The organism is Saprospiraceae bacterium (genome assembly GCA_016710235.1).
GTDB lineage: Bacteria > Bacteroidota > Bacteroidia > Chitinophagales > Saprospiraceae > Vicinibacter.
In genome coordinates this window covers 3,228,472-3,245,272 of the sequence record JADJLG010000001.1, presented here as the reverse complement: position 1 = coordinate 3,245,272, position 16,801 = coordinate 3,228,472, and the positions used below count along the sequence as shown (strand labels likewise).

The 16,801-nt window shown below is 38.1% G+C and carries 6 protein-coding genes; all 6 read left to right on the top strand.

Features of this window, described 5'->3' with window-relative positions:
• Positions 1–106 precede the first annotated feature (106 nt).
• Entirely contained in the window at positions 107–1,180 is a 1,074-nt protein-coding gene (locus IPI99_12890) for a PorV/PorQ family protein (protein ID MBK7341407.1), read from the top strand.
• A 560-nt stretch (positions 1,181–1,740) separates the two neighbouring features.
• On the top strand, positions 1,741–6,105 hold the full coding sequence (locus IPI99_12885; GenBank protein MBK7341406.1) for a T9SS type A sorting domain-containing protein: 4,365 nt from the start codon (positions 1,741–1,743) through the stop codon (positions 6,103–6,105).
• 175 nt (positions 6,106–6,280) lie between these two features.
• The gene (locus tag IPI99_12880; protein MBK7341405.1) at positions 6,281–10,783 is read left to right on the top strand and encodes a T9SS type A sorting domain-containing protein; all 4,503 of its coding nucleotides are present in this window, start codon (positions 6,281–6,283) and stop codon (positions 10,781–10,783) included.
• A gap of 135 nt (positions 10,784–10,918) precedes the next feature.
• Positions 10,919–15,262, top strand: coding sequence for a T9SS type A sorting domain-containing protein (locus IPI99_12875; protein MBK7341404.1), 4,344 nt, complete (start codon positions 10,919–10,921; stop codon positions 15,260–15,262).
• A 394-nt stretch (positions 15,263–15,656) separates the two neighbouring features.
• Positions 15,657–15,851 (top strand): 30S ribosomal protein S21, encoded by a 195-nt coding sequence (locus tag IPI99_12870; protein MBK7341403.1) that lies wholly within the window; start codon positions 15,657–15,659, stop codon positions 15,849–15,851.
• Positions 15,852–15,916: 65 nt separating this feature from the next.
• Positions 15,917–16,798 (top strand): tyrosine-type recombinase/integrase, encoded by an 882-nt coding sequence (locus IPI99_12865; GenBank protein MBK7341402.1) that lies wholly within the window; start codon positions 15,917–15,919, stop codon positions 16,796–16,798.
• Positions 16,799–16,801: the final 3 nt, after the last annotated feature.

Sequence of the window (16,801 nt, the reverse complement as noted above, 5' to 3'; positions counted from 1 at the left end):
TTGAAAATTGTCCCTATTCCGAAAGAACGACTGCGCTGAAATTAAAATAGGAGAAAAGCTTTCTGAGGAAAATTGTGGGATTATAAAAGTATAAGCTAATATGAAAATGATAAAACTTAAGCTTGCCTGTTGCATGATTTTGCTAGTAAATGAAATGCAAGCACAAGCACCTAAATTTAGCAATGATTTTCTAAACATTGGAGTAGGCGCAAGAGGCATGGCCCTGGGTACAGCTGTGACCGCCTCCACTGACAACGTGAATGCAGCTTATTGGAATCCTGCAAATTTGGTCGGAGTTGGGAGTAATTTTCAGGTTGGGGCTCAGCATGCAGAGTGGTTTTCTGGTATTGGGAAATATGATTATCTAGGCTTCGGCAAAAAATTTGGAGATGCTGATAAATCATTTGGAGCAATTTCCTTGATAAGGATGGGAATAGACAACATCCCCAATACCTTGCGTCTTAGAGGTTCTGATGGGAGCATTGATTATAGTAGAATTGAAGAATTTAGTGTAACGGATTATGCTCTGATTGGATCTTATGGTAGACATATCCCCAAAGCTAAATTAGATGTTGGTGTAAATGCCAAGGTCATATTTAGAAATTTTGGATCTTTTGCAAACGCATTCGGTTTTGGATTTGACTTAGGTGCAAGTTATCAAGTGAGTAGCAAATTTAAAGTGAGCGCTATGGCAAGAGACATTACCACAACTTTCAATGCATATAAATTTAGTTTTACAGAGGAAGAAAAGGCAGTGCTTTATCAAACTAATAATGAGGTACCTACCAGCAGTGTTGAGTATACCTTGCCAAAATTGATTCTTGCCGGAATGTATAAATTTCAATTTGGAGCTAACTATAACCTCGTTCCGGAATTGGATTTGGAAATTTCTAATAATGGCTCCGCGGCGAGTTTGATTGGTGGTGACAAGATAGCCATGGATCCAAGACTTGGCCTCGAGTGCGGCTTGTACAATAAAGTATATCTCAGGACAGGAGTAAATAATATTCAGAGGGTTCTAAAAGAAGATAATTCTGGTGACAGGGAACTATCAATGTATCCATCAGCAGGGGTTGGTATCAAGTTAAAGAAACTTTCATTGGATTATGCCATGACCAACATTGCAAACACAGGAGTAGGCTTGTATTCTCACTACTTTAGCCTTCTGCTGAATTTTTAAGTTATATTATCTATTTACACTATTTATTAATTGGTGAGTACCAATAGTTTGTTTGTATTTGCAAGCAGAATTCATAGTTTTGTCACAAACCGCCAGTTAATTTTTGGATTTGAATAACACTCGATTCTTAAGTCGAACATTTTGCTTTTTCCAATCGAACATCTAGTCGCACAATTCTTGTTAAAGAACTGCTTTTGCCTCAGGAATTTAAATTATTTGACTTCGCTAAATCATCAAGAGTAATCTTTTACATATTTTTTTTTTATGGATATGGGCTAAGATTAATTCGTAAGCTATCCAATATTAATCTCTAATACATTAGTGGATTATTTAATTTATTCATATCAGGTTTTTTAATAAAGAGTAACTGAATTAGCACTTTTTTTGGAACATTCCTTGCCAATTTTGAGCAGAATCATAGGATAATTATTGGCGGAAGCCAGGATTGTTCTATACCGTTTGCCCCCCGCAACAAATTACTCCCAAGGAGGATGGTCTGTGCATGCAGATCATCAGACTATTAATTGGCAAAAACGAATTTTAAAAAACTAAAAGTTTTTATGAAAAAACCAAATCTTACACATGTTCTTCGCCAGAAATGGCTGTGGATGTTGGTATTGTGCGCAGGGGCGTTTTTAGTACCTCGAGACACAAATGCCCAAAGATGTAATAATCTTGGCCTTTCTTCCATTCCTTCATTCATTTGTAGTGATGTAGGAGGAAGTGCATCCTTTGTTGACACCATTAGTCCTTTTAATGCAGCACATAGTTGGACTTCCACTAATATAGTTGGGAGTACGACCATTAATATAAATGCATTTACTGGACGGGTTACTTTAAGCTGGGCAGCACCTGGCGATTACGTTTTTTCTCTGAACAATACTACAGTTGTATGTAGTGATACATTCAGAGTCCATGTCTCTTCGCAGTTTGCACCACAGGCTGCGTGTAACGATACGGTAAATATTTCACTTAATGAATTTTGCCAAGCGATTGTTACTCCGGATTTGGTCTTAAAAGGTGCATATAATTATCAAGAATTTGAAATCATTATCAAAGACCAATCGACAGGTCTTGTCATCCCGACAAGCCCTATGGTACCGGCTTCATACAAGGGGAAATTCCTTGAGGTAACGGCAAGACACCGTTGCTCGAACAACTCTTGTTGGGGTATACTTCGCATAGAAGATAAGTTAGACCCAACTTTGTTGTGTAAGAATTATACCGTGAGTTGTAGTGCTAATACTTCACCGGCTGCTTTGGGATTCCCACTGGCACCAGGTGCGGGTACACCGGTGTCGTCAGGTACAAATACTTATACAATTACAAGTACATTGGTGGACAATTGTGGTGCAACTACCCTCACTTACAGTGACAGGACGGCTCACGTGAATTGCCCTCCACCAAGTACATATATAGATACCATCTTCAGGTCTTGGCTGGCCACAGATGGAGTGGGGAGGACAGCACGATGTGTAGATACAATTTATCTCCGCAGAGCTGTTCTAACCGACATCATTTGCCCACCTAACTGGGACGGACTTCCAGGTAATCATGCGGTTATTCCATGCGGGGCTTCTTATCCGTTGGACACAAAAGGGAATCCTCATCCATCTTATACAGGTTATCCTGGAGGAATATCGTGTCGCAATCTTGATTTCACTTATACAGATTTAAGAATACGTGCCTGCGAAGGAACTTACAAAGTTTTGAGAGAGTGGATCATCGCAGATTGGTGTACAGCGCGTGATACAAAATGTATTCAAATTATTAAAATAGTGGACGATAAGAGTCCTGTTTTGACTTGTGCAACGACTAAAAAAGTCAGCACATTGTCCAGTTCTTGTGAAGGTGAAGCAACTGTAGCATTTCCATCTATTCTTTCAGAATGCAATCCGAATTCCATTACTTGGCAAGTGAAAGTAGTCAGAGGATCGCCTACATGCGTTGCACCACCTACAAATACTACAACCAATGAATCCACAACTGGGATTACAATTATAAAAGCTACAGGTGGAGCAAGAGACAGCGTGAAAGTAACCAACCTACCTGTCGGTTGCTCATGGGTTAAATTTTATGCTACGGACGGCTGTGGCAACAGCTCAGTTTGTACTGCAGACGTAGAGGTTCAGGAGAAAACAAAACCGATTGCAGTTTGTGACTTTGAAACAAATGTCACCTTGACTGACTATGGCAGTGCAAAAGTCTTTGCAGAAACATTCGATGATGGGTCTCATGACAATTGTGAGATATCTCATTTTCAAGTGCGAAGAATGAATGCTGGAAATTGTTCGTCTCCGATCGTAAGCGATACATCATTTAGGGATTTTGTAGAATTCTGTTGTTCAGATGTATTGACCAATCCAAATATTGTAGTATTCAGAGTTTATGACAAGAGTGGAAATTACAATGAATGTATGGTGCAGGTTAATTTGGTTGACAAGCGCCCACCGGTTATTGTAGCTACTCTTCCAGACATCACTGTGAGTTGTGGTACGGATACAACAAACTTAAATCGTTTTGGTGTCTATAGAACATCAGAAGCGGCACGACAAAATATCGTTGTCAATGATCCGGGAAATCCTCTTTATGTACAACCAAGAATTTGGGGTAAGGATGGATTAGTTTCAGAAGATTGTCAACTGATCCCAGGTTATAGTGTAAGTTATTCTCTAAATTCATGTGGGGTAGGAACTATTTCACGAACATTTACATTCAGAGATGCTTCAAGCTCAGTAACACCAGTTACTCAGACAATTACATTTGTCAATTACTCTCCTTTCAATGGAAATCAAAGAATTACCTGGCCACGAGATACTATACTCTCAGGGTGCAAAGGATCTACATTGCCTGATTATACTGGAAAACCGTCATGGTCTGCGACAAATGGATGTGCAGATGTAGTCGCAACTTACGAAGATCAAACATTCAATGTAGTCGAAAAAGTCTGTTTAAAGATTTTAAGAAAATGGACTGTTATCGATTGGTGTAACTATAATAAGGTTTTAAATACCGGAATTTGGGACACAGTTCAAGTTATCAAGGTAACCAATACTGTTTTGCCGGATTTTGTCACCGGTTGTAGTTATCCGGTTGTAGACAATCCTGAAAACGATTGTGACTATTTTGTAAATCTTACTGCTTCTGCAACGGATGATTGTACACCTGCTGCAGATTTGAAGTGGAGCTATAAAATAGAGTTGTTTAAGAATCCTGCGAACCTTATCACAGGTAATGGCAACAATGCAAGTGGCGTATATCCGAATGGCGAGCATAGAATTACGTGGACAGTTGAGGATTTGTGTGGAAATAAAAAATCGTGTCCTGCAATATTTAGAATTCGCGATGCGAAGAAACCCACTCCAGTCTGTAGACCAGGCATCATCACTGTTATCATGCCTTCAAGTAGAGAAGTTAGCGTTTGGGCAAGAGATTTCAATGTGAATAGTTTTGATAATTGTACTCCAAATTATTCATTATTGTATTCCTTCTCGCCTAATAAAGCTGACTCCGGTCGTACATTCAAATGTTCAGATATTCCAAACGGCGTGTCACGAGATAGTGTGTTGACAATATATGTTTGGGATTTAGATAATAATTCTGACTATTGTACTACTCAGATTGTGCTTCAAGATGGTGCTGGGGATGCTTGCCCTGATAATTTTAATGGCGGAGGCGGAAGCAATAATCTTACTGCTAACTTAGGTGGTAGCGTATTTAATGAATCATCATCAATGATGGAAAATACTGACGTCAATATCAGCAATGAGACGCATACTATGACAAAGAATGCAAAGACTTCACATGGTCAATATACATTCTTGTCATTGCCGATGAAAGACAACTATTCTGTGAGTGCATACAAAAATGATGATCCTTTGAATGGAGTTTCTACACAAGATATTGTACTCATTCAAAAGCATATTTTGGGTATTGCAGAATTGAAATCAGCATATAAAGTTGTAGCAGCCGATGTAAATAATTCAGAAAGTATCACAGCTCGTGATATTTCCGAATTGAGAAAATTAATCCTGGGTGTGACAACGAATTTTGTAGGAAATACATCATGGAGATTTATTAATTCTCAGCAACAATTTGCGGATATTATGCATCCATGGCCTTTGCAAGAAAGTTTTGCATATAATAATCTGGATAAAGATCAAATGAATAACAATTTTGTAGCTGTTAAAATAGGTGATCTGTCAGGAAATGCAAGAACAAATTTGTTCAATGGTAGTCAGGCACGAAGAGAAAAATGGGGACTGAATATTCAAGATGAATTGGTAGAAGCAGGAAAGCTAATTAGTGTTCCATTTATGATAAATAGCGAAACTCGACTGAGTGGTTTGCAGATGGAACTGCAGTTTGATCCGGAAAAAGTAAAATTCCTTGAAATAGAAAATGGTACTATTTCCCTTCATGATTACAACTTGAATCTAAACAGATTATCAGAAGGTGTAATTCGAATATCTTTTGATCAGGTGGATGGTTTTGAAGCAGACCGTGCACTGTTCAAGATAAAATTGGAAGGATTGCAATCTGCGAATTTAAGTAGTTGTTTGGTCCTGAAAACTGGAAGTATTGCTGCTGAAGCATATGATATGAATAGTGAAGCGGCTGATTTGAGATTGGATTTTGTGCGTGGAGATCAATTGGTTAAACCTGGCTTTTTCCTATTCCAGAATCAACCAAATCCATTTTCAAAATCTACTACAATATCATTCCAGTTGCCGGAAGATGGAAATGCACAATTGACAATTATGGATGTCAATGGTAGAAAATTGCGTACGATTTCTAAATATTTCACGCAAGGATATCATACCGTAGAATTAAATAAAGAAGAATTGGCTTATTCAGGGATTCTATATTATCAGCTCGAAGTGAACAATTTCAGAGCAGTCCGAAAGATGATCCTTATTGATTAAAATCCAAGATAGTGTAGGACAGATCTGAGCTGGTTAATAGTTCAGATCTGTCTAAAATGAAAAACTACTTCTCTACCCCCAATTAAAAGAAGCACACTCCCCACTTCTTGATCTTGATCACTCAAAAGGACCGTTTGAGGATCTCAGAAATTGTCAATTCAAAATTGTAAAAAAAATGAAACAATATTTTACAAAAATAAACTTAACCAAGATGAATCTTTTTTCTTTCATCAAAGAGAATGCAAAGATCTGTTTAAAAACCGATAGAAGAGCTTTGTCATTCTATCTCTTCGCTGTGTTGATGTTGTTTAGTTTGAGCAAGACCTATGCTCAATGCTATACTGTAACTAAAACATTGCTTGGAGTAACTCCCGCATCAAGTGGAGTTCAGGGCAATATTGATGCAACGTATCGCATCATGATTGTCCAAAATCCGTCCTGCATTATAACTGGTAATATAGTAGTAACCGACGCGATTGGTTCTTCTACCAACCTTGGGACGAAATTTGTAAAGTTGGTAGGATTACCCATAGTGGTGTACAGCTCACCAACCGTTACAGTTCCCACTTTAAATGGTGCATACGATGGGACAATTGCAAATCCTGATATCACCATCAATGATGGAATAATGTTGGGAGGAGATACATTGACTTATCAACTAATTGCAGAGATTAACCCGCGCGCTGCAGGAGCAGGAACACTTGGAAATACTGCAACAGTGTTGAACGAGATCCCGCCAGGGCCACCTCCTCCGGTTGAAGCAGTTTCCAATGTTGCTTTACTTCCTGACTGCTGGACGAATTGTCAGTTGGCGTGTAATAATGATGTACAGCTTTCTGTCAATAGTATGTGTCAGGCAGACGTACTTTCTACTATGGTTCTTGAGGGAGAATCCACTGAATGTGCAGCTCTTGGCTTTTATGATGTAAGCATTTATGATGGCAACAAGAGAGTGAGTTTGCCTTTAAATAAAAATTACATCGGAAAGAAATTAACCGTTAGTGTAAGAAATATTGTTTGCAATAATACTTGCTGGGGAACTCTCAGATTAGAAGATAAAAATCCACCTTCACTGACTTGTCATCCGAGGGATACATTTTCATGTGCTGCAAATTTAGATCCTCGCATTATCGGTATGCCGGTAAATTTTGCAAATGTGAATTTTACCACATCACCATGGACTGTCAGAGGCGTTGATTCTTGCGGAATCGTTTACATAACTTATCGCGATAGCGTAGTCAATCACGGATGTAGTAACACAGTACTTAGTGCTACTGTCTACAGACTGTGGTGTGTACAAGATTCTGTTGGATATCAATATTGTTGTAGAGATACAATTGATTTGGAACGAGGTACTATTGCAGATATCATCTTTCCTCCTCATTACGATGGCTTACCAGGAAATGCACCCGCATTAGAATGTAATGGAAGCTGGGATCATCTTGCTGATAATCCTGCTGATCCTAAATATTATTTACCTGATACAACAGTAGCTGGTACAGGAAAGCCTGAAGGAACATATTGTGGTAATATTCAGTATGATTTTCAAGATGATACCATACAAGTTTGCAAAGGTTCATACAAGCTGTTGAGAAAGTGGACTGTGATAGATTGGTGTGCTGCCCGACACTTTACGCATATTCAACAAATCAAAGTAGTGGATACACATCCTCCCGTTATGATTTGTCCTACTACTGTTAGAGATATCGATACGAATCCATGGACTTGCAGTGCTTCAATTATTGCTCCTGTACCTGAGGATTATGCCGGCCAGAATGATGGTACTCGTCCTTATGTGATCAATGAAGGGTGTTCAGGATGGACTTATACAGTTCAGCATTTTATACCAGCAAATCCTGATAGTTGCAATGCGATTGGAGCTATTCTAGGTCAAGGTGTGGTGACAAAACTCGCAGATGGCACTTATCAGTTAAGTAATTTAACTGCCGGATGTCAGTGGTTGGTGTACACTATTACAGACGGTTGCGGAAATTCAACGCGATGTGCATTTGATATTTTTGTAAGAGATCTAACTCCACCAGTCGCAGTTTGTCAACAAAAAACCGTTGTTTCAATTGGTTCGAACGGCAGATCAATTGTGCCGGCTGCATCTTTTAACGATCATAGTCATGATAATTGTAGTCAGGTTTATTTGCGTGTAAAACGCGCGAATGCAAATGCATGTTCCAATACAAATTTTGGTGACAATGTTGAATTCTGTTGCTCTGATGTAGGCAGAACCGTAAGTGTAGTTTTGGAAGTAAGAGATGGTCTTTCTACTACAACAGCAAATAAAAGTGAGTGCATGGTAGATGTTCAAGTTCAAGACAAACTTGAGCCGACAATTTCTTGTCCTTCTAGTGTTACTGTAAACTGTACAAGAGATTTATCCAATCTGGCAGTATTTGGTACAGCAACTTTCACTGACAACTGTTCAGCAACATTATCTTCAATTGTTGACAATCAATTGAATTCATGCAATATAGGAAATATTTATAGACATTTTACTGCAACAGATGGTGGTTTATTGAAAGCAACTTGTACACAAACAATTACGGTTGTGGACGATACTCCTCTGGAAGAAAGCAATATTATATTCCCAAGAGATACTATTCTTTATGGATGTAGTTCAGATATTAGCTCAGACATACTTGGAAAACCTCGATATATAAATATTGATGGTTGTAATCAACCGGTAGCAGGTTTCGAAGATTTGGAATTTAACATCGTTGACGGTGTATGCGCAAAAATATTGAGAAGATGGACCGTTATTGATTGGTGTTTGTATCATACTAATCCAACAAAAGCGACATTCTATCATACACAAGTAATAAAAATTATTGATCGTGAAGCTCCAATTTTCACTCAGCAGTGCAATCGCAATGATACTTTTTGCATTCTCTCTGGTTGCTCGATGACCGTATCTCAACAAGTTACAGCTGTAGATTCTTGTTCAAAAACTGACTTGATTTGGTCCTATGTCATCAAAAATTCTGCAGGCACAGCATTGTATACAGGAAGTTCTCAGAACTTCACAAGAACTATGACCTCAGGTAGCTATTCTGTTACATGGACTGTTGAAGACAGATGCGGAAACAGAAGTACTTGTACGAATAATTTTGTGGTTCGTGACTGCAAGCAACCAACACCATATTGCAATCCGGGAATAGTGACTGTAATAATGGCTCCTGGTGGAACTACTGTATGGGCAAAGGATTTTAATTTGGGTAGCTTCGACAATTGTACTCCAAACAATTTATTGAAGTTTTCTTTCTCGAGGAATGTAAGAGATAGTTTCAAGACTTTTGTTTGTGCAGATATTGAAAACGGAATTTCGGATACATTACCTGTTACTATTTATGTGTTTGATTCTGAAGGTAACTACGATTTTTGTGTAACGAAAATTTATCTCCAGGATAATGATGGCGTGTGTCCGGATATTACAAATTTGACCAACATTGGTGGCGCTATCATGATCAATACAAACAAACCGGCTCCTAATGTTCCCGTCAGTATATCCGATGTAAATCAAAATGTATTGGATCAGGCAATGACAAATGACCAGGGCCATTATGCATTCCCTACTATGAATACTACAAAGGAATATTTGTTGAAACCAACTTTCAATAAAGATTTCCTGAACGGAGTTTCAACAAAGGATATCGTAAAAATTCAGAAACACATTCTTGGTATTGAAGAATTCTCAGATCCCGCAGATATGATCGCAGCAGATCCAAATAACTCAAAGAGTGTTACTGCGCGTGATATTTCTGAATTGAGGAAATTAATACTTGGAGTTACATTAAAGTTTGAAGGAAGACCATCTTGGGAATTTGTTGATGCAGCCTATCCTTGGGATATTCATCAACCATATGAATACAATGATTTTATTCATGTATACGGAAATCCTGGAAACTATAATTTCCGCGCAATAAAAATTGGTGACGTCACCGGAGAAGCAGTGACAGGTTTCCATTCAAACACCGGCATCCGCAGTAACACTACAATGAAGTTTGAATTGGAAACGCAGCAAACTGCATTGAATAAAATATTGCAAGTTCCGGTTTATGCAGGATCAGCAGGAAAGGTTGAAGGATTTCAAACAACATTAATATGGAATACTGAAAAGTTTGATCTACTACAAATCACTCCTGGAGCATTCCAGATAAATGATGGCAATTATCATATTGTAAGTGACAAACATGGATTGGTAAATATTAGTTGGAATTCAGAAAACAATCAACAGGTACAATCAGGTGAAATACTTTTCTACTTGCAACTCGTACCTAAAGTTTCTGGCATATTTGTTCCGTCTGATATCAATACTTACGAATATGGATTGACACCCGAATGGTATGTTGGAGAAGATGTATCAACTGTAGTTATTGCTGAAAGAGGTAAGCATTTATCAAGTGCTTCTGCTTATGAACTTTATCAGAATATTCCAAATCCATTCTCTGGAAAATCAGTAATCAGTTTTACACTACCGAATGATCAGTGGGTCAAACTCAGTATATACGATGTTTCCGGAAAATCGATTGTCGAATACCAGATTAATGGTAAAAAAGGTCTGAATAGTAAAGAAATAGAGATTCAATCAGGAATCAATGGTATTCTCTATTATCAACTCGATACAAACGAATTTATTGCTACACGTAAAATGGTAGTTATAAGATAAAAACGGTTCTTGGGTAATTAGGCTATGCCGGAGACTTTGTCTCCGGATAGTAGCCTTTGACTCAACCAATTTTAAATCTATAAACCGATGAAAAAAAGAAATATGAGAAAGTTAATTTTTCCAAAACTTCCTTCTATGCAAATTTTAATTTACAATCGCGTTGCCTCTTTATCAGCTGGCATCCTCAGAGCTCAAAATTCCGCTAAGTGCTTCTTAGTTGCGATGCTCTTGATCGCTACAACATTTGTGAGCAATGCTCAAACATATGTTAGTGGTGACACTAGTGTATGTCCCGGTACAACTGATACATATACGTTTTCCGGCGGTCCATGGACATTTTCAGTTCTTGGAGGAGGTACCGTCACAGCTACGTCAACAAACTCAGTAACTGTAGCATGGGGCTCCACTGCGGGTTCATTTCAAATAAAACTCGACAATGGTGCTGGCCTTATAAGCTATCAGAGAGTATTTGTTGAAGGCAATATATCATTGGCCTGTGACCGTCTGATCAATGTGTCTTTAGATGGAAATTGTCAGGCAGTAATTACTCCGGATAATATGTTGGAGGGACAACCATATCCTGAGTCCTCATATAGTGTAGATGTTTTCGATCAAAACGGAAATATTCTCGCTGGAGATCAAGTAACGAAAGTTCATCTTGGTAAAACATTAAAGGTTTCAGTGACTCATCTTTGTTCAGGAATTAATTGCTGGGGTTATATTTATATTGAAGATAAATATATTCCATCTTTAATCTGTAACACACTACACGATACAATTAATTGTGGAGATGCATATACTCCTGAAGCACTTAGTATTAATCCACGATTTCATGGCAGACCATATCCGGTTGCAACGGGTGCAGTAGTTTCACCTGATGCAATTTTAGGTACTGGACACTATAATGTTACAGGACATGATTTATGTAGTCCAATTAAATTGAACTACTACGATATCTATTTGAAATACAACTGTAATACTCCGGTATATGCGTCATTGTACAGATATTGGTCAGCAGAAGACAGTGTTGGAAATAAAACTTATTGCAACGACACGTTATATTTTAGAAGGGGAACATTGGATTCTGTTGTTTGCCCGCCAAATTATGATGGTTTTACAAAACCATATTTGAGTATCGAACTTAAAGAACCTAGTGTTGGGCCTTTTCCTCGTGGGTGGAATGCACTAGACAATGGTTATCCTTCACCTTATGATTATTTTAATGCATCCGGAGTTTTACTTTGGAAAGGTACTGGTGCTCCGTCAAATATTAGCTGTGATCATATGGCAGTGACGTTTAGAGACGTTTATATTCCGGTTTGCGGAGCTTCTTTTAAGATTATTAGAAACTGGACAGTTTTTGATTGGTGTACTGGTGTTATAAAAAGTTGCAACCAACTGATTAAGGTTGTAGACAATGAAGCTCCGGTGATAATATGCCCGACAACAGTGCAAAGCGTACCGACTGATTTGGTATCCTGTACTGGTTCCATTCTGGCACCTGTCCCTAGAAGATTAGGTTCTTATAATGATGGTTTGAGACCATATATCATTACTGAAAGCTCTTCATGGACTTATACGATTGAGCATTTTATTCCAGATGATCCAGCCAACTGTACTGGAAATGGTACTTTCAAAGGACAAGGCGTAATTACAAAAGTTAACGATTCAACTTACCGAGTAAGTAACCTCACTCTAGGCTGTCAATGGTTAGTTTATACTTTCACAGATGATTGTGGAAATTCAAGCAAATGTACATTTGACGTAAACGTTGTGGATAACACGCCACCGGTTGCAGTGTGCGATGAGCATACTGTAGTTACATTGAATGAAAGTGGAGTCGGTCAGTTATTTGCTAAAAATGTGGACAATGGAAGTTATGACAATTGTTCATTGGATTCAATGTTGATTAGAAGAATGAATGCAGATAGTTGTGGTGTTCCTTCTGATACAAATTTCAAAACTGCAATTACATTCTGCTGTAAAGATGTAGGCATTGTACAGACGGTGGTATTCCGAGTCAAAGACAAAGGCGGAAGATATAATGATTGTATGGTGAGAGTTACCGTACAAGATAAAATACCACCGGTGATTACCCGTCCATCAAATAAAACTGTGGCTTGTGGTACCGATTTAAGCAATTTGACGATTTTAGGCAGAGCCACTGTAACAGGAGGATGTCCAAATCTTACTCCTAGCTATCGTGACGATACCATTTCTTGGAAATGTGCACAAGGAGTTGTCAATCGCTATTGGTATGTGAATACATCCTCAGGAGGACAAGTTAGTTGTGTACAGATAATTACTGTTCAAGACTTATCGCCATTTAATTGTTCAAAAGTGGATACATCATTAATTGGAGAAAAAACCATTAATGGATGTGATGCGTCAGCAGCTCTGACTTCAGTGACCGGAGTTCCAACCTGGCCAACGGGTGCTTGTAACAATGTTATTGCTGGTTATAAAGATGAAGTATTCAATAATGTTGGAGGATATTGTGCGAAAATTATCCGTCACTGGAAGGTAATTGACTGGTGTACTTATGATGTCAATAGTGGAACTGAAGACGGAATATGTAATTTCGACCAAGTGATTTACGTAAGAAATACTGTAGCGCCTATCATTAGTGATTCGAGCAAAATAACTAAGGAGGTTTGTGCTTCAGATGTAAATTGTGCAGGGAATATTATATTGATAGGTAGTGCAACTTCAGTTTGTACGGACGAGGCAGATTTGATTTGGTCTTATTCTATTGATTTAGATAACAATAATACAATTGATTTAAGAGGATCAGGCAAAAATGCTAGTGGTAATTACAGAACGGGAGAGCATAAAGTAATATGGGAAGTTAGAGATAGATGTGGGAATGTTGATACTGAAAGTCAAATCTTCAGAATAAATGACTGCAAAGATCCAAGTCCATTCTGTAAAGTTGGATTGATCATTACAGTTATGCCTTCGAATGGTATGATAGATGTAAAAGCAAGAGATTTTATTGAAAGCAGTACCAATGATAATTGTACTCCTTTTGCAAGTTTGAAATACTCATTCTCAACAAACAAAAATGATACTGTTCGTACTTATACATGCGATAGTATTCCAAATGGAAAATCCGCTACTTTCAGTTTGACTGTTTATGTTTGGGATAATTCAAATAGAAATTCATTCTGTCGTACGACTTTGACGATTCAGGATAATGTGGGCAACAGATGTCAAGACAGGTTTACCAATGGTGGTTCTGTACTTGGACTCGTAATGGCAACTAGTAATAATCCATTGAAAAATGCTCAACTGAATATCAGCAATTCTAGTACAGGCACTAGTGAATTGATGAGCGATGGATCTGGATCATACAACTTTAATGACCTTATTGAAGGAGAAAATTATGACATAGTTCCTGGAAAGAATGACGATTTGATCAATGGTGTATCTACTGCTGATATCGTATATATACAAAAGCATATTTTAGGAGTAAAATTATTCAATTCTCCTTACCAATATATTGCTGCAGATGCTAACAATAGTAAGACAATTACAGCTTCAGATATTTCTGAATTGAGAAAAGCAATATTAGGGATAACTTCAGAATTCAAAAACAATCAGAAATCTTGGAGATTTGTACCGATGTCTCACCATTTTGAAGATCCGACTAATCCTTGGACTCCAACTGTATGGCCAGAGATGATTTCTATACTCAATTTGAAAGGTCCGAATATGAATAATGATTTCATGGCAGTTAAAATTGGAGACTTAAATCAGAATGCAGCAACCAACCTGGTGACTAAAACACAGTCTAGATCAGCTGAAAAGGTAAAATTTGAAATTGAAAAATCTAATGCTCCAGTGGGTGATGTCATCAAAGTCCCTGTGTATGCAAGTTGGAATGGACAATTGACAGGATTTCAAATGAGTTTGACTTATGACAGAGCGAACTTTGAATTGTTCAACATTGAAGCTGGGACTATAGATATCCAAAGTGCAAACCTTGGATGGAATGCTTCTGGACAATCAGTCGTGAGAATGAGCTGGAATGCATCAGGATCCATTGCAGCAACTGACGAACCCGTCTTTTATTTGGTAGGAAAAGTAATGTCATCACAGATGACTCTTCCTGTGAAGCTGATGTTTGAAAATGGTTTCGATGCAGAAGCTTACAATGAGAATGTTGAGATCTTGGATATCGACTGGAGGAGTAAAGAGCTCAATGTTGCTCATCAGGAATATGAGCTGTTCCAAAACCAACCAAATCCATTTAAGCACACAACTGCGATAGCATTCAAGGTGCCTTCAAATGAGTCAGTGATCATCAGTATATACTCAGTTGATGGAAAGCAAATTTGGAGAAAAGAAGTTTTGGCGAGTAAAGGATACAATGAGTTGACCATCCCGGCCAACGAATTGACCGGTAGTGGTATGTTGTACTACAAAATGGAAGGAAAAGACTATGTTGCTACTCGAAAAATGATATTCGAAAAGTAATTATTGTAATCTATCGGTTTATAACAAAATGCCTCAGAAATGGGGCATTTTGTTTTTATGGATGCCTCAGACTTATAAATGGACTACCAGTAGATTTCGAATTAAATGTAATCTGGATTTTGCTTTGGGAGCCAAGTGAGAACCAAATGGAATTCAAAATCAATGATTTTGATGTGACCGAAAGGTTCTGAATAATCAAGATCATATCGATCAACTTTGCAATTTAGGTTTAGCATTCCACTGCTTAAGTTATTTGAAGATTAGAATAATGAAATATTGCAACTTGGTAGAGAGATGTATTCAGAACGCTTTACTCATTTGTAGAAAAAAATGCTTGAGTTGATATAGAAAACTCAGGATATTCGTATATCTTTGCGTTCCAAATTTAAAAATTATGCTCATTATAGACGTTAAAGACGCAGAATCCATTGACAGGGCTTTAAAGAAGTACAAAAAGAAATTTGAACAAGCCAAAACACTCAAAGAACTGCGAAGACGCAAGCATTTTACAAAGCCTTCAGTAGAGCGTAGGACAGAAATCCTCAAAGCGATAAGCAAGCAGGATTATGTGACCAAGAACGCATTATAATTTTTTATAATATTTTGTAGTAACATTTATAGGGTTTTGCATACCTTTGATGGATGCAAAACTCGGTGGCACAATTTATTCAGTTTCTCCGCATTGAGAGGAGATATTCGGATCACACCACTTTAGCATACCAATCAGACTTACTTCAATTTTTACATTTCGCTCAAGTCCACTCTTGGGGCGAAAATCTTGACGTTTTTAGCCACAAATGCATCCGGGCCTGGTTAGTGCTGCTCGCTGCAAATGGAGCTCAAGCTGCATCGCTGCGGCGTAAGATTTCATCGCTCCAGTCATTTGTAAAGTGGGCGATTAACAAAGGAATTTACACCCAACCAAATCCATTCCTGAAAATCACTATACCAAAATCCGGAAAAAGATTACCTGCCATTTTTAATGAGTCAGAATTGAAAAAAATGCTCGACCTCGGTTCGTCCGATGAGTTTGATGACACCCGCAATAATTTAATCATGAATCTCTTGTACCAATGCGGTCTTAGGCGTTCTGAACTCATCGCTTTAAAGGAGGAAAATATTGATTTTTTCCGAATGACTATTAAAGTAAAAGGAAAAGGAAACAAGGAGAGAATCATTCCCATTCTAGATGAACTAATCTTAAAAATAAGACGTTATTTAGAAGTTAGGAACAAACTCGACGTTTTGAGGGAAGATCGGCTGATAATATTAAAAAACGGAAAGGCAATGTATCCAGAAGCAGTCTACAGGCTGGTTAAGACATTGGCAGGCACATACAGCACGATACACCGGACCAGCCCACATATACTGAGACACAGTTTTGCAAGTCATTTATTGGATAATGGGGCAGAGCTCAATGTTGTGAAGTCCCTCTTGGGGCACGCCAGTCTCGCATCCACTCAAGTATATACTCACTCAAGCATTGAGAAGCTCAAGGAAATATATATGAAAGCACACCCCAAAGCAAGTTTTTAATTC